This is a genomic window from Pannonibacter sp. CBAS1226 (assembly GCF_055685825.1).
The window spans coordinates 36,974-57,139 of record NZ_JBVOUO010000004.1 but is presented as its reverse complement, the minus strand read 5'-3'; the positions used below and the strand labels follow the sequence as shown (position 1 = coordinate 57,139).

The following is a 20,166-nucleotide window of genomic DNA, read 5'->3' as shown; positions in this document are numbered from 1 at the left end:
GCGCGGTCATTGGGACAGCGCCGCGGCATGATGAGCGATATGATCGCCGATGAAGCTCGCGATGAAATAATAGCTATGGTCGTATCCGGCCCGCCGGTGGAGCGTCAGCGGATAGTCCGCAGCCTTGCACGCCGCCTCCAGCAAGTCGGGGCGAAGCTCGCGGTCAAGAAACTCGTCATCAAGCCCCTGATCGACCAGCAGCGGCAGGCGCTCGCGCGCCGTCTTGATGAGGTCGATGGCGTCATATTGCTTCCATGCGTCACGGTCGCCGCCAAGATAGGTCGCGAAGGCGCGCTGGCCCCATGGCACCTGACTTGGCGCTACGATAGGCGAGAAGGCCGATACGCTGCGATAGCGCCCGGGATTGCGCAACGCCGCGACGAGTGCGCCATGCCCGCCCATGGAATGTCCCGCTATCGCTCGCCGATCATCGGCCGGGAACACGCTTTCGATCAGCGCGGGTAATTCCTTGACGATATAATCATACATGCGGAAGTGCGCGGCCCATGGTTCTTGTGTCGCGTTGACGTAGAAGCCGGCCCCCAATCCCAGATCATAGGCGGGGTCGTCCGCGACGAACTCGCCGCGCGGACTGGTGTCCGGCGCGACGATCATGATCCCATGCTCGGCGGCGAAACGCTGCGCGCCCGCCTTGGTGATGAAGTTCTGCTCGTTGCAGGTCAGGCCGGACAGCCAATAGAGCACCGGCACGCTGCTCTCCTTCACCTGAGGAGGCAGATAGACGCCAACTTTCATCGAACAGCCCAGGCTGATCGACTCATGCTCGTAGACGTCCTGCCAACCGCCGAAGCTGGCGTGATGTTCGACACGTTCCATGTTTCTTTCCTTGCATCGACGGTTGGAGGGACGAACGAAGCCCTGTTGCTTTTGGCTGTTTGGGGCAAGGCGCGAGAGCGTCTTTCAGCGCCGGCGACAGCCAGTCATAGGGCGGCGAGTATCGCGCTCACCTTCCACGCTTTAGACAAAGCTGTATGAGCAGATCTTGTTGCCCGCGGGATCGCGCAGATAGGCCGCATAGGCACCCGGCAGGTGGCCGCGCGGGCCGGGCTGGCCCTCATCGGTGCCGCCAGCGGCGAGGCCAGCGGCGTGGAAAGCATCCACTTCGGCGGGAGTGGCAGCAGCAAAACCTACCGTCGCGCCATTGCTGGAGGGCGCTTCGCCATTGCCGGGGCGGGCAATGATGAAAGCCGGCTTGTCGCGACCGTACAGAACCCAACCGTTGCCGAAGGGGCCGAGATTGGTGATGCCGAGAGCGCCCAGAGCGGCATCGTAGAACGCGGCCGACTGGTCGATGTCGGCGGCGCCGAGGAAGACGTGCGAGAAGATGCCGTCACCCGAGATAACAGGACTGGTCATGTGGAATTTCCTTGATATCTGATGTTGATTGAAAAGAACGGGAGCGACGGATCAGTAGTGGATTACGGTGCGGATCGACTTGCCCTCGTGCATCAGGTCGAACGCCTCGTTGATCTCCTCCAGACCCATGGTGTGGGTGACGAAGGGCGCCAAATCGATTTCGCCCTTCATGGCGTCTTCGACCATGCCGGGAAGCTGGGTCCGTCCCTTGACGCCGCCAAAGGCCGATCCTTTCCAGACGCGGCCCGTGACGAGCTGGAACGGACGGGTGGAGATTTCCTGCCCGGCGCCGGCCACGCCGATGACGATCGACTGGCCCCATCCGCGGTGCGCAGCTTCGAGCGCGGCGCGCATTACATGGACGTTGCCGATGCACTCGAACGTGTGATCGACGCCCCAGCCCGTCATCTCGATCAGCACCTGCTGGATCGGCTTGTCATAGTCCTTGGGGTTGATGCACTCGGTCGCGCCGAACTGACGCGCAAGGTCGAACTTGGAGGGGTTGGTGTCGATGGCGATGATGCGACCCGCCTTTGCCTGACGCGCGCCCTGGACCGCTGCGAGACCGATACCGCCCAGGCCGAATACGGCAACCGAGTCTCCCGGCTGAACCTTGGCGGTGTTGTGGACCGCGCCGATGCCGGTGGTGACGCCGCAGCCGAGAAGGCAGACATGCTCGGGATTCGCCTCGGGATTGATCTTGGCGAGCGAGACTTCGGCGACGACCGTATATTCGCTGAACGTTGAGCAGCCCATATAGTGGTATAGGGGCTGGCCATTGTATGAAAAGCGCGTGGTGCCGTCAGGCATCAGGCCCTTACCTTGCGTTTCACGAACCGCTACGCAGAGATTGGTCTTGCCCGAAGTGCAGAACTCGCACTTGCCGCACTCGGCGGTGTAGAGCGGAATGACGTGATCGCCCGGCTTAACGCTGGTGACGCCTTCACCGACCTCGACGACGATGCCCGCGCCCTCGTGACCGAGAACGACCGGGAAAATGCCCTCCGGATCGTTTCCGGACAGCGTGAAGGCGTCGGTGTGGCATACGCCTGTATGCGTCACCTTGATCAGCACTTCGCCCTTACGGGGCGGCGCAACGTCGATCTCGACGATTTCGAGTGGCTTGCCTGCCTCGAAGGCAACAGCGGCGCGAGATTTCATCTTGGGACTCCCCTCGTTGGTTGAATCTGACTGCCGGTCGCAAGGCCCGTTCCGACATATCGGTTCGCGGGTCACGCATACTGGCTTGGGGTATGGATAATATACTCCATGCCAGTATGCAAGAGGGTGTCAAGATCAAGGATTGCCAGCGAGCGACGGGGCGCGACGGGACTCGGAAAACCGCAGCATTTGACCGATGCTGCGGTCCGGAACGGTTTGGCTTGTCGATCTGGCGGGGGAGCTATCGGAAAGCCGAGATTGCCATTCTTGTATCAAGCCGTCCTGTCGGCCTGCGAATCCCGAATGTCTCCCGATCATGATCGGGAGACATTCGGGTTGTTCTGAGGATCAGTGTTTCACCGAGCCATGGGGATCGATGACGTACTTGAATGCGGATCCGTCATCGAACTCCTTGTAGGCCGCCGGGGCATCCTCCAGGGTGATGAACTTGATGTTCATCATGGGGGTCAGATAGGGCATCCGATCATTCAAGATCGCACGCATGAGGGCATGGTTGTAATTTGCCGTTGGCGACTGCCCCGCCGACATCCGCGGCGACTTGATCCAGCCACTGGCCCAATCGACTTCCATGGTGCCCTTTTTGGCGAGCGGATCCTTGGAGACCGGATTGGGGCAGTAAACGCCGACGGTGCTGGTCATCCCCCCGAAGCGGACATATTTCAGGAGCGCGTTTGTGACGGCGTTCTCCACGATCTTGTCGGAATCCGGCCCAAACCCGCGACAGTCGAGCCCCACATAGTCGATCACGCGATCGACCTCGCGGTTACCCGTGATACGTTCGAGATGATCCTCGATCGGCACCCCGTCTGAAAGATTGATGGTTTCGATGCCGTGGGGCTTGAGCAGGTCGAGCCGCTCCTGAATGAAGTCAGCAACGATGATGGCGCCGGCGCCGAGGAGTCTCGCGCAGGCGGCGCCCGCACGGCCAACAGGCCCGGCCCCGAAGATCAGAACATTTTCGCCAACGATATAGGCCGGTTGCGCCGGCCAGTCGGGCGCGGCGAAGCCGTGGAATGCGGTCGGCAGTACGTCGGAAAGAAGCGTCAGATCGCGAATCTTTTCCATGGCCGCATCCTTGTCGGGGAAAGCCAGCAGATTGAAGTCCGCATAGGGAACGAAGAGATAGTCCCCTTGCCCACCGGTCCAGCCACCAAGATTGAAGCCGTATGCGCCGCAATCGATCTCAGGATTGGTATTTTCACATACATCAGAGCGCATGTGCTTGCAGTTGTAGCAGCGCCCGCAGCCCACGTTGAAGGGGACGGACACGATGTCGCCGACCTTGATATACTCGACGTCGGGACCGACCTCGATCACCTCGCCGGTCATCTCATGGCCCATCGTCATCCCCTTGGGGACTTCGAACGTACCGCGGTAGATGTGAAGGTCGCTGCCGCAGATGTTGGTGGTGACGATCTTGAGAATGGCGCCGTGCGGGGCCTTCTTGCCCTGCGGGGTAATCAGCTCCGGGAATTTGAAGGTGTTGACCTTCATTTCCATCGGCTTCTCGAAGGTTACGATCCGGTTGCCGGTAGCCATCAGATATCTCCTACGTTTCTTTCACCGCCCCTCAGCATTGATGAGAATAAAAGTTGACGCGTCACGATCTGCCGAGTCGCGCAACTTCGACACCGCACAATAACGACGTTGAGGGGCTCATCACTAACGTAGAGGGAGGATGCCCTCGCATCTTCATCGCGGCAAACTCGAAGATTCTATCCCAGGATCAGAAATTTCTATGAACACGCCGCGGGATGATGACGGCCACGACATAATATAATGATATAACATCTCTCATACGCAGCGGCATAACGCCTGTCGAAGAGAAGGGGCAGTTAAGGTTCATCGGGCGCCTTCCACGCACATTCGTCCGGCATTAGTGTCAATCGGCGTTCAATCGGGACCCCCTATCGGCGCGCAAAAGGGACCCCCTTGCTGAGATGTTGGGTGGTTGATGCTGGGCGCGGTTTTCGCGCTGCTGGCGGCGTAGGGAGGGCGTAGCCCGACCGGAGGCGTCAGCAGCGCGAAGGCGGTTTTCTGGCTGGGTCAGCTGCGGTTTTTGAAGCGCCAGCTGTCGTTGCCTGTCTCGACGATATCGCAATGGTGGGTGATGCGGTCGAGCAGCGCGGTGGTCATCTTGGGATCGCCGAACACGGTGGGCCACTCGCCGAAGGCGAGGTTGGTGGTGATGATGACCGAGGTCTGCTCGTAGAGCTTGCTGATCAGGTGGAACAAGAGCTGCCCGCCGGATCGGGCGAACGGCAGATAGCCCAGTTCATCGAGCACCACGAGATCAAGCCGGCTGAGCTGCGCGGCGATGGCGCCGGCCTTGCCGATGCGGGCTTCTTCCTCGAGCCTGGTGACGAGATCGACCGTGTTGAAGTAGCGCCCGCGGGCCCCGGCACGCACGACGCTGGCGGTGATCGCAGTGGCCAGATGGGTCTTGCCGGTCCCTGTGCCGCCGATGAGCACGATGTTGCGGCGACCGGGTAGGAACGAACCTGCGTGCAGGGAGCGCACCAGCTCTTCGTTGATCGGGGTGCCCTCGAACGCGAAGGCGTCGAGGTCCTTGATTACCGGCAGCTTGGCTGCGGTCATGCGGTAGCGGATCGAGGCGGCATGACGATGCGCGGCTTCGGCGCGCAGCAGGTCGGTCAGGATCTCGTGGGTCGTGCGCTTGCGCTGCAACCCGGTGGTGACCGCCTCGTCGAAGGCTCCTGCCATGCCCTTGAGGCCGAGTGAGCGCATCGCCTCGATCATCTCATGCCGCTGCATGGAGGCCTCGCACCGTATCGTAGCGCGCGCAGTCCGCGATCGGCGGGTGGCTGAGCTTGAGATCGGCGACCACATCCAGGGGGCGCTCGGATGGCGGGTCCCGGTATCGGGCCAGGATGTTGAGGATCACCTCGTCGCTGACGGCACCGCTATCAAGCGCCTCCCGGATCGCGGCCTCGACCGCTTCCAGGCCATCGGTCATTACCGATGCCAGCACGCGCACGAAGCGGCGGTCGGCGTCATCACCGCCGCCCAGCTTGCGCCGCAACCGCGTCAGTGCCGGTGGCAGGTCCCACCCCTGGAAGGGTGCGCCGTTCCGCAAGGCCCCAGGCTTGTGCGCCAGCACTGGCAGGTAATGCCAGGGATTATAGATCGTCCGGTCGCGGCCGAAGTGCCGGGCATGCTCGGCGATTACCTCGTCGCCTAGGCGCACGACGATGCGGTCGGCATAGGCGCGGACCTGAACGGCCCGCCGCGCCGCCTTGGCCATGACCGAGTAGCGGTTGCGGTCGAAGCTGATCAGGCACGTGCCGGTCACGGCATGGGTGGTCTCGTGGAAGCCGTCGAAGGGCGCCAGCATCGGCTGCAGGGCTGGCCGCTCGAGCTCCAGCGCCTCGGCGACGGTCAGCTCCTTCTGCTCGGGATGGGCGTGCGTTGCGGCCCAGCGCAGGCACTCAGCTTCCAGCCACCCGTTGAGCTCCTCGATGCTGGCAAAGCGCAGGCGAGGCTGGAAGAAGCGGCCTCGGATGGTCTGCACCTGGTGTTCAACCTGACCCTTCTCCCACCCCGCCGCCGGCGAGCAGGCCGTGGGCTCGACCATGTAATGATCGGCCATGACCAGAAAGCGGCGGTTGAACACCCGCTCCTTGCCGACGAACACGGTGGTGACCGCGGTCTTCATGTTATCGTAGATGCCGCGCAGGGGAACGCCGCCGAAGAAGGCAAAGCCGCGCGCATGGGCGTCGAACACCATCTCCTGCGTCTCGCGCGGATAGGCCCTGACGTAGACCGCGCGCGACGCGCACAACCGCATCTGCGCCACCTTCACCCGCATCGGCTTGCCCGCGATCTCCACATCCTCGTGGCTCCAGTCGAACTGGTAGGCCTCGCCTGGCTTGAACATGAGCGGGATGAACGCGGGCGCCCCATCACCCGCATCCTTGCGCCTCGCTTCCGTCCAGCGCCGGGCGTAGCGCCGGACCGCGTCGTAGGATCCCTCGAACCCCTCACGGCAAAGCAGGTCATGGATCCGCGTCATCCGCAGTCGATCGCGTCTGTGCCGGGCCTCGTTCTCCGTCAGCAGCACGTCGAGCCGCTCCTGGAACGGCCCAAGCCGGGGCAGGGGTTGAACCGTGCGGCGATAATCGAACGCGCCTTCCGGCGCCCGGATCGCCTTGCGAACCACCTTGCGCGACAGCCGCAGATCGCGCGCAATCGCCTTGATCGCCTTCCCGCTCGCGTGCTCCCGCCGTATCCGAACAACCGTCTCCACCACCAACATCCCGATCTCACCACCTGGAAAACCAGGCAGCCTGCTACACCATCAGAATGAGGGGTCCCTTTTAGACGCCGATCACCCCGCTAACGGGGTCCCTTTTGCACGCCGGTCCACAGGCATTAGTTGTGTTGGCGGAATGCGGTCAGTCTAGTTATCATTCCCCAACAGAAAGGAGTCCCTATGAGGCGCGCGATTGTAACAGGAGGGTCTGGACTGATCGGTCAGGAGATATGTTCCGCCTTGTTGAGTGATGGATGGGAGGTCGCTTCCTTCGATCTGAAGGAAGGGGCGGTCGGCCAGCAGATTCATTGCGACCTTTCGAGCGAAAAATCCGTAACCGAGGCTTTTCGTACCCTTGGCTGGGATCAACTGGACTTGCTCGTCAACAATGGCGGGCTTGTCTACGACACATTCATGCAGTTCGGGGACACCTCACTCGAACAGTGGAACAACACTATCGGTAGCCATCTGACAGGGGCCTTTTTGATGTCGCGAGCGGCATGGCCCCTACTCACCGACGGCGGTTCGATTGTCATGATGGCTTCCACGCGCGCGCTGATGTCGGAAGGCGTCGACTTTGCCTATGCCGCGGCAAAGGGTGGCATGGTGGCACTCGCGCAGGCGCTAGCTGTGCAACTTGGCCCGAAAATCCGGGTCAATACAATCGCACCTGGTTGGATCACGAACGACACAAATCTGCGCGCCGAGGACGAGGCGCAGCATCCGGTCGGCCGCGTTGGCCGCCCCCGGGACATTGCCGAGGCCGTGCTTTATCTGGCGTCTGCCGGCTTTGTTACAGGGCAAACGCTTGTCGTCGATGGCGGGATGACCAAGAAAATGATCTACGTGGAATAGTGGACCGCACGACCGTTCATGCCACGTTGCGACGGCATGAACGGTCGGTCAGTTCCCTTCGGGTTGAAGCCGGCGATACAGATCCAGAGCGTCCTGTATCGAAGCCATTGTTTCGGGAGAGCGGACTATCTCCAAAAGTGCGGTCGAAGGCGTCGATTTCAGCTCATTTCTGAGCGTGGCCAACCCAACAGCGGCGTCCGCGCCTTCGTCTATGATTTCAACTGCCTGAATGTCGGGAATCCGCTTGAAATAGGTTCCGAGCGATTGTGGAAGAACGGTCGCATACCGGCCAGTCGCGATATGGGCGGCAAGAACATCGACATTGTTGGTCTTGATCGTCTTGGCAGCACAGTGCCCGAGTTTGGATTGCGCGGCTTTGGGTAGTGCGCAGTCCAAGATGCACAGGGGCAGACTCGCGACATGATCCCATGAGACCTGTCGCGGCAGCGGGTCTCTGGTCACCTGGAAAACGACGATCTGCTCTCGGTAGAGAAGGTGCGTATCGAAGTCCTCCTCTGTAACGTCTTCGAGATAGACCAGCGCCATGTCCATTTCATGCGCCAGCAAGGCTTTGGTCAGCGACGAGAGCTGGGTCGCGCAAATGGATTGTTCGAGAAGAGGCATCCTTTCAGCGAGGGCCAGGCTGAGGATCGGCGCCACGACCGACGTACCCGACAGAAGGCCTAAGCGGAATTGCCCTTCAAGCCCACGTTTGAGGGCCGAAAGGTCGCGCTCCAGCCCCTCGCAGTTGCTCTCGATCTTCTTCGCCCAAGCCAGCACGGTCTCACCTTCCAAGGTGAGCCCGTCATAACGCCGACCATGCCGCACGATCTCCACGCCCAAGTCTTGCTCGAGCTGCTTGATGCCGGCGGAAAGCGTGGGCTGCGATACGTTGCAGCTCTTGGCGGCTCTGCCGAAGTGCTCCTCGCGATACAGCGCAAGCAGGTATCCAAAATTTCTCACGATCATAGACACTTCCTATGCGGTATGCTGGAACGGCGAGAAGCACCAGTTGTCAAACTCAAAATCCCTTCGCAGAAACAGTCGACCTGTTGCAGGGCTGGAAGCCCCAAGCGTCTAATGAAAGCAAGCCAAATACTTATGTAAGAAGCGCAATTCGTAACGACAGGGATACGCTATTTGAGATAGGTTCGTAAGATCTTCATCACGCCTTCAAGGTCTTCGTCGTAATCAGTGGCTTTTGGAGAGACTTTGGACTTGATCTGGGGATCAAAGGTTTCCCGAAGATGGCTCTCCATCACTTCGGCCATCAAGCCGTTGGTCGCGCCACGCATCGCCACGATCTGCTGAAGCAATGCTGCGCAGCTGGTCCCGGCTTGGATCGCACGCTCAAGCGCTTCGGCCTGCCCCCTGATACGACGAATGCGAGTGACGGCCCGACTTTTCTCTTCTGGTGTGTATGGCATCAAATCTTCCTGTTCGGCGCTGAGGCATACTATACAGGAGATATGTTCATCTACGTGTGATGTCCACGCCTTTATCAGGTGGACGCCGACTTCCCGGTGCGAGGCCTTTGGATGCGGCCAAGCCACAGGACCCGTCTTGCACCTTCGCGCGAGAATTCCAGGCGGTTTAGAGAGCCATTCGGATCGATGGTTGACAGTCACGCGACCATGACAATCCACTTCCACCCCAGCAACCTGACCGAAAGCCTATCTACACCTCCGATTCAACGCAGTTGGCTATCCTTGTTGCCGCGGCGGTTGATCGCGGAGAAAGTTGGTCGTTTATCGCGTTCGCTTTGGCAAGCAATACATGTCCTGACTGCTGGAATGGCTTGGCGACGTCTCAGCGGGATTTCCTCTCCACACACCTCACATTCGACGGTACCGTCTCCCAAGGGAAGTCGAGAACGTGCCGCTGAGAGCGCATCCCTTACAGTAGCGTCAATCTGGTCCTGAACCCCGCCTTCGGGTCCCCATCCGTTCGCCATTTCCGGTTCCTTCAAAGCGTATGAGAGGGTCAATGATTGCATGGGCGCGCGGAGCCCGAATAACCCAGCTACGAACATTTAGGAATACCCCCTCCCAGTATCAAGAGCTCTGACAGTTGCCTGCTCGACTTCTCCAGCGGAGCTCGCCGTCCGCAGCACTGTCGGGCGGCGTCTCGACGATGCGCGCAACGAAAGGATGAGATTGGAAGGTTGCGCCTTAGAATACGTATACTATATAGTAGAACCCAGTATTGTTATTGTTGGCAAGCGGCTGGTGGATTCGGTGTGGCGTGCGAACGCTGCGCCATTCGATGCAATGACCCATGAGGCGATCTTGACTGACTTGTTCACGACAAAGCCCAGACCGCCTTTGGCGGAACTCCTGCGCCCCGGATCGCTCGATGAATTCGTGGGGCAGCGGCATCTGCTGGGTCCGGGAAAACCGCTGCGCCTCGCCTTCGAGTCCGGCAGGCTGCACTCGTTCATCCTCTGGGGACCGCCGGGCGTGGGCAAGACCACCCTGGGACGTCTGGCCGCCCGCGTGACCGACAGCCGGTTCATCGCCATCTCGGCCGTGCTTGCCGGGGTGAAGGACATTCGGCAGGCCATCGACGAGGCTCAGGCGGAACTGGACAATCATGGCCGATCGACCGTGCTGTTCGTTGACGAGATTCATCGGTTCAACAAGGCGCAGCAGGATGCCTTGCTGCCCCATGTTGAGTCGGGGCTTCTGACGCTGGTGGGCGGCACGACCGAGCATCCGGGACTGGCGGTCAATTCCGCGCTCCTCTCTCGTGCGCAGGTCTATACGCTGGAGCCGCTTTCCGGCGAGGAGTTGCAGCAGCTCTACGAACGCGCTCTGCCGCATCTTGAGGGTGTTACGCTGGATGCGGATGCGCTCGACTTGCTCAAAGGCTTCGCCGATGGCGACGGCAGGCGTTTCCTCAACCTGCTCGAACAGGTGGCGAACGCGGCGTCGGGCGCGGGCAAACCCGTGGTGGATGGAGAGTTTGCCAGGGTATCGACGAGCCCATCCCTACGCCGGTTCGACAAGGGGGGCGACGAGTTTTACTGGCAGCTCTCGGCCTTCCACAAATCGCTGCGCGGCTCGGACCCCGACGCGGCCCTCTATTGGTTGGCTCGCATTCTCGACGGCAGCGGCGACGTCAGCCAGGTGACTCGCCGCATGGTGGTGATGGCCAGCGAAGATATCGGCAACGCCGACCCGCAGGCTTTGCAACTGGCCCTCAATGCCGCGCTGGCCTATGAGAGGCTGGGTTCTCCCGAGGGCGAGATACCGCTTGCCCAGGCGGCGAGCTACCTCGCTTTGGCCCCCAAGTCGAACGCCGCCTATGCCGCCTGGAATCAGGCCAAGGCGTTCGTCAAGGACAGCGGCTCAAAACCCGTTCCCCTTCATCTGCGTAACGCGCCAACCAGGCTGATGAAGCAGATGGGATATCATGAAGGCTATCGTTACGCCCATGACGAGCCCGACGGTTACGCGGCCGGCCAAACCTATTTCCCCGAAGGTGTGACGCGGCCGGGCTGGTATCAGCCAACGGATCGGGGTGTCGAGCGCAGGCTGGGAGAACGGTTCGCCTGGCTGCGTTCGCTCGATGATGCGGCAGAACATGACGCGGACGCTCTGCCAACGACAGGACAGAAATAAGGCCATGCCAAACCCTTCTTTCGGCGAATCTTCTTGCACCGCAGCAGCGAGCGGCCTCGTGGAAGTGCGCGGCGCGCGCGAGAACAATCTCAAGGACGTGGATGTCTCCATCCCGCGCAATGCTCTGGTGGTGTTCTCGGGTGTCTCGGGTTCCGGCAAGTCTTCGCTCGCCTTCGGCACCATTTTTGCAGAGGCGCAGCGGCGCTATTTCGAGTCAGTAGCCCCCTATGCACGACGCCTGATCGACCAGGCCGGCGTTCCCGACGTCGATGCGATCGAGGGATTGCCGCCGGCGGTTGCGTTGCAGCAGCAGCGCGGTGCCAGCAACGCACGTTCCTCCGTGGGCAGCGTGACTACGCTATCGAGCCTGGTACGGATGATGTATTCGCGCGCTGGTGCCTATCCGGCCGGTCAGCCGATGCTCTACGCCGAGGATTTTTCCCCCAACACGCCGCAAGGGGCTTGTCCGACCTGTCATGGCCTGGGCCATGTATACGAGGTGACCGAGGCCATCATGGTGCCCGATCCCTCCCTGACAATCCGTGAACGGGCAATCGCCTCCTGGCCGCCTGCCTGGCAGGGGCAGAACCTGCGCGATATCCTGGTCAGCATGGGCTACGATGTGGACAGGCCCTGGAAGGACTTGCCCAAGGCGGACCGGGACTGGATTCTGTTCACCGAGAACACGCCCACGGTGCCGGTTTATGCGGGCTTTACACCCGCTGAAACCCAGGCTGCGCTCAAGCGCAAGCTGGAACCGAGCTATATGGGCACCTTCACCGGCGCCCGGCGCTATGTGCTTCACACCTTCGCCAACACGCAGAGCGCCTTGATGCGCAAGCGCGTGTCCCGGTTCATGGAAGGCAAGCCGTGCCCCACCTGCCACGGCAAGCGGCTCAAGCTCGAGGCCTTGGCGGTGACCTTCGCCGGGGTGGATATCGGCACGTTCATGCAAATGCCCCTGGACCAGTTGGCGGCCCTGATTGACCCCATCGTGCAGGGCGATTTCAGCGCCCATGCGGCGGGGGCAGCTGCGGACAAGGAGGCGACCCAGCGCGACCGGGCCGAACGGGCGGCCTCCGGCAGGGCGGTTCATGCGGTATCGCCCGACGTGCGCCGTACCTCCGCGCTCTCGGAAGAAAAGCGCCTCGCGGCGCAGCGCATTGCCGGTGGCGTGATGGCGCGGCTGTATCAACTGCGCGAACTGGGCCTAGGCTATTTGACGCTGGACCGGGCCACGCCGACGCTTTCGGCAGGCGAGCTGCAACGCCTGCGGCTGGCCACGCAGTTGAGTTCCCTGCTGTTCGGCGTCGTCTATGTTCTGGACGAGCCCTCTGCGGGTCTGCACCCTGCCGACAGCCAAGCCCTCTATGATGCTCTCGATAGACTGCGCGACGCGGGCAATTCGGTGTTTGTGGTGGAGCATGACCTCGACTTGATGCGCCGCGCGCAATGGCTGGTGGATGTGGGGCCGGATGCCGGAGAGCATGGGGGGCACGTGCTCTATAGCGGTGAGCCGGACGGCCTTCGCCGGATCGCGGAATCGCGGACTGCGCGCTACCTGTTCGATGAGATTTCCGCGCCCGGTAGTCGAGGCCGCGCGCCCTCCGGCTGGCTGGAACTGCAAGGCATCCATCGCCACAATCTGCGCGGGGTGGATGCGCGCATTCCGCTGGGCGTGCTGACCGCTGTTACCGGCATCTCCGGATCGGGCAAATCCAGCCTTGTCGCCCAGGCCCTGCCGGAACTGGTGCTGCTGCATCTGGGCCACGAACCCGAGGACGATGCAGCCGAAAGCGGCACTGGCGAAGGGGTGGCGATCATCGAGACCACCGGCGGTCATCTGGCCGGCGATGTGGACGCCGTGCAGCGTCTGGTGCAGGTGGATCAGAAGCCGATCGGGCGCACGCCGCGCTCGAACCTGGCGACCTATACGGGCCTTTTCGACCATGTGCGCAAGCTGTTCGCCGCCACCCCGGAGGCGCGGCAGCGCCGCTACGACGCCGGACGGTTTTCGTTCAACGTCGCCAAGGGCCGCTGCGAAACCTGCGAGGGCGAGGGGTTCGTCAGTGTGGAGCTGCTGTTCATGCCCAGCGTCTATGCGCCGTGCCCGACCTGTCATGGCGCACGCTATAACGAGGCCACGCTCAAGGTGCGCTGGAATGGGCGCAACATCGCCGAGGTGCTGGCCATGACCGTGGACGAGGCCTGCGATTTCTTCGCAGGCGAGGATGCGGTGGCGCGGCCGCTACAATTGCTGCATGAGATCGGGCTGGGCTATTTGCGCCTGGGCCAGCCGGCCACCGAACTGTCCGGTGGCGAAGCGCAGCGCATCAAGCTGGCGACCGAGCTTCAGCGGAGCCAACGTGGCCGCAGCCTCTACGTGCTTGACGAGCCAACCACCGGGCTGCACGCCTCGGACGCAGACCGGCTTTTAGTGCAATTGCAGCGCCTGGTCGATGCCGGCAACACCGTGGTCATGATCGAGCACGAGATGCGCGCGGTTGCGCAGGCCGACTGGGTGATTGATGTAGGGCCAGGTGCTGGCGATGCTGGCGGCAAGATAGTCGTGGCTGGCTCCCCCCAGCAGGTAGCCCGAACGTCCGGTAGCCGGACGGCGCCGTTTCTTGCGCAGGAACTGGCGCGGGCCGGGTAGTTCAGCGTGCCAACCATAGGCGCTTGCCCGTCTCGTTGGCGGGGAAGCGACTGCATCCCAGGACGCTGCCACTTACTCACGTCGCTGCGGCTTCACAAAGCTCCTACCGGTCGCCATAATCCTCTGGATCATCGGCGCGATGAGCTTGGCTGGATCATGGACGGGCTGGCCGGACTCCTGGGCCAGTACCTGGGCAATATCCAGACTCTATGAAGGTGTCTCACCGCTTCTTGTTGGATTACCGGCAAGAGTGGTAGCGCCACGTTGACGCGCGCCTCCCGCCTTTGCCTTCCGGCGGCGCAAGCCGCGATCGGAGCGGAGCAACGCTTCCAACATATGCGGGATCAATGCGGCGGTTTCCACGGGCTCATAGAGACGGCTGTGCTCGGCTGCATAGAGATCGAGTTCCTCTTTAAGCGGTTCTGACAACGCGATTGTCATCCGTGCCATACCCACCTTGGGCAAACTGCGCGAACAAGGTGCTGCCGATGCCGACGATGACGACGCGCGGCCGCCCTTGCTTCTGTCCTGCTTCAGCTTCCATCTTCTTCACACGCATGGCGACAGCGCGAACACCGCCGCGAAGGAAAGCATGGTCGAGGCGACGGCGGCAAGCGCGGCGAGATAGGCCGCCCGCGCCAGGAAGGATGCGCCCTCGCGCAGCATGACGGCAAGGGCCGCGCCCGCCGCGAGATGCACGAGCAGGATCGCGACGAGCTGCGCGCGCTGGAGCGAAAGCCCGGCGAAAAGCTCGATCCCGTCCCAGCCGAAACGGCAGCCGACAGACAGCATCGCATAGAGCATCACGAAGGCCGACGCCCAGACGGTGAAGCCGGCCCCCAGCATGAGCAGCGCGCGCCCGTTCATCACCCTGCCTCCACGCTGCCTGCGAGGAAGGCGGTCAGCGCGGTTGCAGCCAGCACCACGAAGCCGCTGATGGCCGCGTAGTCGTGCCAGAGGGAGCCGATCCGCAGGTCGAGGCTGCGCCGCGCGGAGAGATAGCCGGCATGGCTGCGCCACAACCCGTATCCGGCGAAGATGACGCCGATCCCCGCGCGGATGCCGCCATAGATCAGGATCACGAAGACGGTGGCGTTATGGGCGTGCGCGGTCGGCTCCGGCACGCCCGCCGCCATCAGCCCGAAGACGAGCACGGCGGCGGCCTGCGCGGCGGCGCTGGCGGCTAGCCATCCGGCGGGCAACGCGCCACCTTGTAGCACTGCCACTGCCTTGCGCCCGGAGAACGCCGAGGCGAGCAGAACCAGCGCGCACAGGATCGCGAGCGTGGCGTCGGGGCCGGCGGTCGACGGCGGCGGCCAGCCGGGCGCCACCAGCCACAGGAACAGCGCGCCGAACAGCAGCGAGGCGAACAGCGTTGCGTCGGCGGCGATGGTGAAGACCATCGCCCACCATGAAGGCGGCCGCTCGGTTTCCCAATGTGGCGGCAGGGTCTCGCCATGGCCGACGTGCAACTCGCCCATATCCTCGCGCGCGCCCATGCCCTTCGTCCAGGCGAGCAGCGAGGCCACCGTCAGAGCCAGAAGCACCAGCGAAAGCCAATAGAACTTGAACAGCAGGCAGAGCACGAAACCGCCGGTGGCAAGCCCGCTCCACAGCGGCTTGTAGGTCTGCTTCGGCAGGACGATCACCTGGTCCGGCTTTCCCGTCGTCATGTCGACGCCGAGCGTCTCCATCCAGCCATTGCGGGTGAAGGCGAGGTAGCCCCCGCCGCCGGCAAGCTCCGCGCCGAGCCTGCCGGGATCGACCCGGTCGGCGCGATCCTCGATCAGCGGCAGCGAGGCGAAGGCGTAGGAAGGCGGCGGCGTGGGCATGGCCCATTCCGGCGTCCTCGCGTCCCACGGGTTGCGCCGGAAGGCTGTGCCGAAGCGCACCTGCACCACGAGATCGACCACGAACAGCGCGAAGCCCGCTGTCATCACGAAGCCGCCGACAGAGGAGATCAGGTTGAGCCAGTCCCAGCCTGCTTCCACGGGATAGACGTCCACCCGGCGCGGCATGCCGAGCAGCCCGGTCAGGTGCATCAGGAAGAAGGTGAGGTTGAAGCCGATGAAGATCAGCCAGAAGGCCGGCACTGACAGCCGGTGGTCGGAGACGCGGCCGGTGAAATGCGGCAGCCAGTAATAGGTGGCCGCCAGCATCGGGAAGACGAAGCCGCCGACCAGCACGTAATGCAGATGGGCGACGATGAAATGGGTGTCGTGCGCCTGCCAGTTGAACGGCACCATGGCGAGCATCACGCCGGTCAGCCCGCCGATGACGAAGATGAAGAAGAAGCCGAAGAGATAGAGCATCGGCACGGAAAGGCGCGGCCTGCCCTGCGCCAGCGTCGCGATCCAGGCGAATATCTGCACCGCCGTGGGGATCGCCACCAGCCCCGAGGCTGCCGAGAAGAAGGCGAGCGCGAGATGCGGGATTCCAACCGCGAACATGTGGTGCACCCACAGGCCGAAGGACAGGAAGGCGACGGCGACGACGGCGACGACGATGGAGCGGTAGCCGACCAGCTCGTGGCGGGCGAAGGTAGGGATCATCATCGACACCGCGCCCGCCGCCGGCAGGAAGATGATGTAGACCTCCGGGTGGCCGAACAGCCAGAACAGATGCTGCCACAGCAGGGAATCGCCGCCACGCGTCGGATCGAAGAAGGGCAGGTCGAAGGCGCGCTCCAACTCCAGGAGGATGGAACCGAGGATTAGCGGCGGAAAGCCGAGCAGCATCATGAAGGCGGTGATGAGCAGATACCACACCATGATCGGCATGCGCTCGAGCCTCATGCCCGGCGCGCGCACCTTGAGGATCGAGACGATGATCTCGATGGCGGCCGACAGAGCCGAGATTTCCACGAAGGTGATGCCCAGCAGCCAGACATCGGCGTTGATGCCGGGCGTGTAGGTGGAGGACGACAGCGGCGTGTACATGAACCAGCCGCTGTCGGGGGCGACGCCCGCCAGCATCGCTGCGATCAGGATCGAGCCGCCGAAGACGTAGCACCAGAAGCCGTAGGCCGACAGGCGCGGAAAGGCGAGGTCGCGCGTGCCAAGCAGCTTGGGCAGGAGATAGATCGCGAAGCCCTCGAACATCGGGATCGCGAACAGGAACATCATCACCGTGCCGTGCATGGTGAAGATCTGCGCGTAGACATCCGGCCCGACGAAAGCGGTGGAGGAGGTGGCGAGCTGGACGCGGATCAGCATGGCGAGCAGGCCGCCGATCGTGAAGAAGACGAAAGCGGCAAGGATGAAGCGCTTGCCGAGCACCGTGTGGTTGACGGCCGAAAGCCGGCCCCAGCCAAGCGGCGTGTCCCAGATCGCCGCCAGTTCCCTGTGCAGCCGGATCGGGTTTGGACGGGGCGGCTCGGTGCTCATTCGCTCCCCTCCCCGTTTTCCGCCAATTCGGCCAGCAACGCCTCAAAATCCTCGTCGGCATGCGCCTCGACGGTGAAACTCATCACGCCGTGGCCGTCGCCGCAGAACTCGGCGCAGACCCCGCCATAGACGCCCGGCCTGTCGGCGCGCAGCCGCACCACGTTCTCGTGGCCGGGTATGGCGTCGATCTTGCCGCCGAGGCGCGGAATCCAGAAGGAATGGATGACGTCCTCGCTGGTGACGACGAAATCGACGTCGCGGCCTGCGGGCATGTGCAGCCTGTCCGCGGTCGAAAATCCGCCGGGATAGTGGAACTCCCATGCCCATTGGCGTGCGACGACCTCGATGCGCAGCGGCGCGGGCTCGCGCGGGATCGCCAGCAGGCGTTCCCCGAGCGCGAAGGCGGCCGCGACCAGCGCCGTCAGGATCACCAGCGGCACGATCAGCCCGCCCCACAGCATCGTGCGTTCCGCGCCGAAGGCGCGCAGCGGCGCGGGCCTGAGAAGCGCGAGCGCCAGCAGGGCCGAGACGACGAGGAAGATCGCCGCGCTTGCCGCGAGCATGATCCACCACAGCGTGGCGGCTCCTCGCGCGGACTGACCTTCGGGCTGGAGGGTCGACAACGGCCCCGCGCATGCGGCAAGAAGGAAAAGACCGAAGAAAACGCACAGGCGGCGGAACCACCCCGCTGCTCCGGCGCTTGCCGGCATCGAAGGAGAAAGCTGATGAACGAAACGCGCGACCGCACCAGCCCGGTGATCAAGCAGGTGGCGGACGAGTCGGTCGCGTCCGCCGTCGCGGTCGCGGGCCATCCCCTGCATGCCATGAGCGTGCATTTCCCGATCGTGCTGGTCATCGCCACGCTGGGCTGCGACCTGATCTACTGGTGGACGGCGGACCCGTTCTTCCTGCGCGCCGGGCTGTGGACGGCCGGCTTCGCCTTCGCAGCTGGCGTCGGCGCGGGCCTCGTCGGCACGGCGGAGCTGCTTCTGGTTCCGGGCATCCGCATCCGCGTGTCGAGCTGGACCCATGCCGTCGCCGCGATGACGCTGATTGCGATCGCCGGCGCGAACTGGGGCCTGCGATTGGCGGACGAGACGGCCGTGCTGCCGCATGGGCTGCTGCTGTCGCTGCTGGCGAGCATCTTCGTCGGGCTGGCGGGCTGGTATGGCGGCAAGCTCGTCTTCGATCACGGCATCGGCCTCATGATCTCTGAAAAGGATTGAGGCGCTCGACGACGCCTCGAAGCGCGCCGGGCTCCGACATCGCTTCGGGCAACGGGTAGGGCAGGTCCGGCTTGGCGAGGACGACGACGAGGATCGCCATGACGATGGAAACGGTCGTCGCGGTTACAGCCACGAAGCGCCAGACAGGATACACGTTGCCCCTGTCGAACAGGCGGATGATGACCAGTCCTGTCACGATGTGGATGGTCGTCATCGCGCCGACGAGGACGAGCTTGAGCGAGAACCACGGCTCGAAGGTCTGGCGCATGAATATCAAGGCCGTGCCACTGGCGATTGCGATAAAGGCGGCGGGCGAAAGCACACCGACATAATGAAAGCGTACGATCGCCTGAAGCCGGTGGATCGATTGCTTGTCCGGCAAATGCGCGCGCCGAACATAGAGGCCGGGCAGGCAGATCAGCCCTGCGCTCCAGACGGCGATCATCGCCAGATGCACCATCTTCATCCACAGCATCAGCGCGCGGTCCGCGCCGTGGGCCCGAGCCGTCCGGCGAACACGAGCAACGCAGCAACCAGCCAGGGCAGAGCCGCCGGCACCCACATGATCAGCCCGGCAAGTTGCTGGTCCTCCAGCGGCGACAGGCCGAACGGGCCTGTGGTCATAAAATGCGGACGGTAGAGCGGTTGTTGCGCGAAGGTGAGCAGCGCGCCTAGCATGCCCATCTGGATCACCGTCGCCAGAAGTGCAAGCAGAGCCGCGCCGGCCTGCCGCGCGGCAAGCACGCGCCGCCATAACAGGAAGGCGGTGCCGAGCAGGCTGATCTGCATCGCCCAGTAGGGCGCGGGATCATGGATCGCCGCCGCATAGACGTCGGGAACGTGCCAGAACCACAGCACGACGGCATGAAGCGCGACGGGCCAGGTCAGAGGAAGGTCGCGCCCTGAACGGGAAGGAAAGGCGAGCGCGAGCAGCGGGGCGGCGACGGCCACCAGCAGCACATGATGGGCGACACGGGCGGAAAACAGCGCCACCGTCAGCGCGCAGAGCGGCGAGATAAACAGGATGAGGAGAACGCCGATGCCGCCCGCAAGGAAGCCTCGCCCCTGCCGCTCGCGCGCCACATGCAGGCCTCCAAGCAGCAGGCACAGGGCGACGGCGTAAACATCCAGGTTCCAGGCCCAGACCAGCGAGGCCGGGGTCGGGGCCGGGCCGCAATAGGCTTCGTCCATGCATTCCCTCCGCCTTTCCGCGCGCCGCGCGCGAAAAGGCACGGTAAACTGATTTTGCCACATTTGGCACAAGAGCATCGGACGCTCAAGTTGAATCGCTTTGGAATCCGTTTGATCGTCGCTCGTGATTCACTTTGCTGAGGAGGTGATTTGCGATGCTGAAAGCCTATTCTCTCGATCTTCGCGAGCGCGTTGCGTGTTTTGTGGATGCTGACCAGATCTGGCAAGCCATCGGCGACATCTGCAACTTATACTCGCCAACAGAATGCCAGAACTACTTCAAAGCCGCAGGGTATGCATCAACTTGAAAGTCCGACGCTCTAGCGCAGATCGACCGCGATCCTAACCTGCTCGACACCATCCATTCAGACTATCCTTCTTGGTTCGATGTTGTCGA

20 protein-coding genes and 1 pseudogene are annotated in these 20,166 nt (G+C 63.0%); 5 read left to right on the top strand and 16 right to left on the bottom strand.

Features of this window, described 5'->3' with window-relative positions; genetic code table 11:
• Positions 1-6: 6 nt before the first annotated feature.
• From fghA to istA, 6 genes are all read right to left on the bottom strand, one after another.
• Positions 7-837, bottom strand: a complete 831-nt coding sequence (gene fghA / locus AC0CMF_RS12905; protein WP_472481878.1) for an S-formylglutathione hydrolase — start codon at positions 835-837, stop codon at positions 7-9.
• 141 nt (positions 838-978) lie between these two features.
• Positions 979-1,377, bottom strand: coding sequence for a VOC family protein (locus AC0CMF_RS12900; protein WP_472481877.1), 399 nt, complete (start codon positions 1,375-1,377; stop codon positions 979-981).
• A 51-nt stretch (positions 1,378-1,428) separates the two neighbouring features.
• Positions 1,429-2,538, bottom strand: coding sequence for an S-(hydroxymethyl)glutathione dehydrogenase/class III alcohol dehydrogenase (locus AC0CMF_RS12895; RefSeq protein WP_472481876.1), 1,110 nt, complete (start codon positions 2,536-2,538; stop codon positions 1,429-1,431).
• A 348-nt stretch (positions 2,539-2,886) separates the two neighbouring features.
• Complete coding sequence (locus AC0CMF_RS12890; RefSeq protein WP_472481875.1) at positions 2,887-4,098, bottom strand: glutathione-independent formaldehyde dehydrogenase; 1,212 nt, start codon at positions 4,096-4,098, stop codon at positions 2,887-2,889.
• A gap of 507 nt (positions 4,099-4,605) precedes the next feature.
• A complete protein-coding gene (gene istB, locus AC0CMF_RS12885) occupies positions 4,606-5,334 on the bottom strand; it encodes an IS21-like element helper ATPase IstB (protein WP_066110604.1) in 729 nt (242 codons plus the stop codon).
• Entirely contained in the window at positions 5,321-6,835 is a 1,515-nt protein-coding gene (gene istA / locus AC0CMF_RS12880; protein ID WP_066110602.1) for an IS21 family transposase, read from the bottom strand. Before istA ends, istB begins: the two co-directional genes overlap by 14 nt.
• 177 nt (positions 6,836-7,012) lie before the next feature.
• Between istA and AC0CMF_RS12875 the strand changes: the two genes are divergently transcribed.
• Positions 7,013-7,687 carry an SDR family NAD(P)-dependent oxidoreductase gene (locus tag AC0CMF_RS12875; protein WP_472481873.1) on the top strand — a complete coding sequence of 225 codons (675 nt, stop codon included), beginning with the start codon at positions 7,013-7,015 and terminating at the stop codon, positions 7,685-7,687.
• 48 nt (positions 7,688-7,735) lie between these two features.
• On the opposite strand, the gene AC0CMF_RS12870 is transcribed toward AC0CMF_RS12875, so the two are convergent.
• The 3 genes from AC0CMF_RS12870 to AC0CMF_RS12860 form a co-directional block, all read right to left on the bottom strand.
• Positions 7,736-8,656, bottom strand: a complete 921-nt coding sequence (locus AC0CMF_RS12870) for a LysR family transcriptional regulator (protein WP_472481872.1) — start codon at positions 8,654-8,656, stop codon at positions 7,736-7,738.
• A gap of 167 nt (positions 8,657-8,823) precedes the next feature.
• Complete coding sequence (locus tag AC0CMF_RS12865; RefSeq protein ID WP_472481871.1) at positions 8,824-9,114, bottom strand: metal/formaldehyde-sensitive transcriptional repressor; 291 nt, start codon at positions 9,112-9,114, stop codon at positions 8,824-8,826.
• A gap of 263 nt (positions 9,115-9,377) precedes the next feature.
• Positions 9,378-9,641 (bottom strand): DksA/TraR family C4-type zinc finger protein, encoded by a 264-nt coding sequence (locus AC0CMF_RS12860; protein ID WP_472481869.1) that lies wholly within the window; start codon positions 9,639-9,641, stop codon positions 9,378-9,380.
• Positions 9,642-9,975: 334 nt separating this feature from the next.
• On the opposite strand from AC0CMF_RS12860, the gene AC0CMF_RS12855 reads away from it, so the two are divergent.
• On the top strand, positions 9,976-11,310 hold the full coding sequence (locus AC0CMF_RS12855) for a replication-associated recombination protein A (RefSeq protein ID WP_472481868.1): 1,335 nt from the start codon (positions 9,976-9,978) through the stop codon (positions 11,308-11,310).
• A 4-nt stretch (positions 11,311-11,314) separates the two neighbouring features.
• The gene (locus AC0CMF_RS12850) at positions 11,315-13,966 is read left to right on the top strand and encodes an excinuclease ABC subunit UvrA (protein WP_472481866.1); all 2,652 of its coding nucleotides are present in this window, start codon (positions 11,315-11,317) and stop codon (positions 13,964-13,966) included.
• Positions 13,967-14,038: 72 nt separating this feature from the next.
• On the opposite strand, the pseudogene AC0CMF_RS12845 reads toward AC0CMF_RS12850, so the two are convergent.
• The 5 genes and pseudogenes from AC0CMF_RS12845 to coxB form a co-directional block, all read right to left on the bottom strand.
• Positions 14,039-14,161 (bottom strand): annotated as a pseudogene (locus AC0CMF_RS12845) (DUF2274 domain-containing protein); the annotation flags it as partial.
• A gap of 12 nt (positions 14,162-14,173) precedes the next feature.
• Complete coding sequence (locus tag AC0CMF_RS12840) at positions 14,174-14,416, bottom strand: DUF2274 domain-containing protein (RefSeq protein ID WP_472481865.1); 243 nt, start codon at positions 14,414-14,416, stop codon at positions 14,174-14,176.
• 99 nt (positions 14,417-14,515) lie between these two features.
• The gene (locus AC0CMF_RS12835) at positions 14,516-14,833 is read right to left on the bottom strand and encodes a hypothetical protein (protein ID WP_472481863.1); all 318 of its coding nucleotides are present in this window, start codon (positions 14,831-14,833) and stop codon (positions 14,516-14,518) included.
• Complete coding sequence (gene ctaD / locus AC0CMF_RS12830) at positions 14,833-17,352, bottom strand: cytochrome c oxidase subunit I (protein WP_472481861.1); 2,520 nt, start codon at positions 17,350-17,352, stop codon at positions 14,833-14,835. The genes AC0CMF_RS12835 and ctaD overlap by 1 nt, the downstream gene beginning before the upstream one ends.
• Entirely contained in the window at positions 17,349-17,975 is a 627-nt protein-coding gene (coxB, locus tag AC0CMF_RS12825; RefSeq protein ID WP_472481859.1) for a cytochrome c oxidase subunit II, read from the bottom strand. Before coxB ends, ctaD begins: the two co-directional genes overlap by 4 nt.
• Before the next feature lie 102 nt (positions 17,976-18,077).
• Here coxB and AC0CMF_RS12820 point away from each other — a divergent pair, with 102 nt between their 5' ends.
• Positions 18,078-18,578 (top strand): DUF2231 domain-containing protein, encoded by a 501-nt coding sequence (locus AC0CMF_RS12820; protein WP_472481857.1) that lies wholly within the window; start codon positions 18,078-18,080, stop codon positions 18,576-18,578.
• On the opposite strand, the gene AC0CMF_RS12815 is transcribed toward AC0CMF_RS12820, so the two are convergent.
• The gene (locus AC0CMF_RS12815) at positions 18,556-19,053 is read right to left on the bottom strand and encodes a CopD family protein (RefSeq protein ID WP_472481855.1); all 498 of its coding nucleotides are present in this window, start codon (positions 19,051-19,053) and stop codon (positions 18,556-18,558) included. The genes AC0CMF_RS12820 and AC0CMF_RS12815 overlap by 23 nt on opposite strands.
• Entirely contained in the window at positions 19,053-19,769 is a 717-nt protein-coding gene (locus AC0CMF_RS12810) for a cytochrome c oxidase assembly protein (protein WP_472481853.1), read from the bottom strand. Before AC0CMF_RS12810 ends, AC0CMF_RS12815 begins: the two co-directional genes overlap by 1 nt.
• Positions 19,770-19,924: 155 nt before the next feature.
• Here AC0CMF_RS12810 and AC0CMF_RS12805 point away from each other — a divergent pair, with 155 nt between their 5' ends.
• Positions 19,925-20,077 (top strand): hypothetical protein, encoded by a 153-nt coding sequence (locus AC0CMF_RS12805; protein ID WP_472481851.1) that lies wholly within the window; start codon positions 19,925-19,927, stop codon positions 20,075-20,077.
• Positions 20,078-20,166 lie beyond the last annotated feature (89 nt).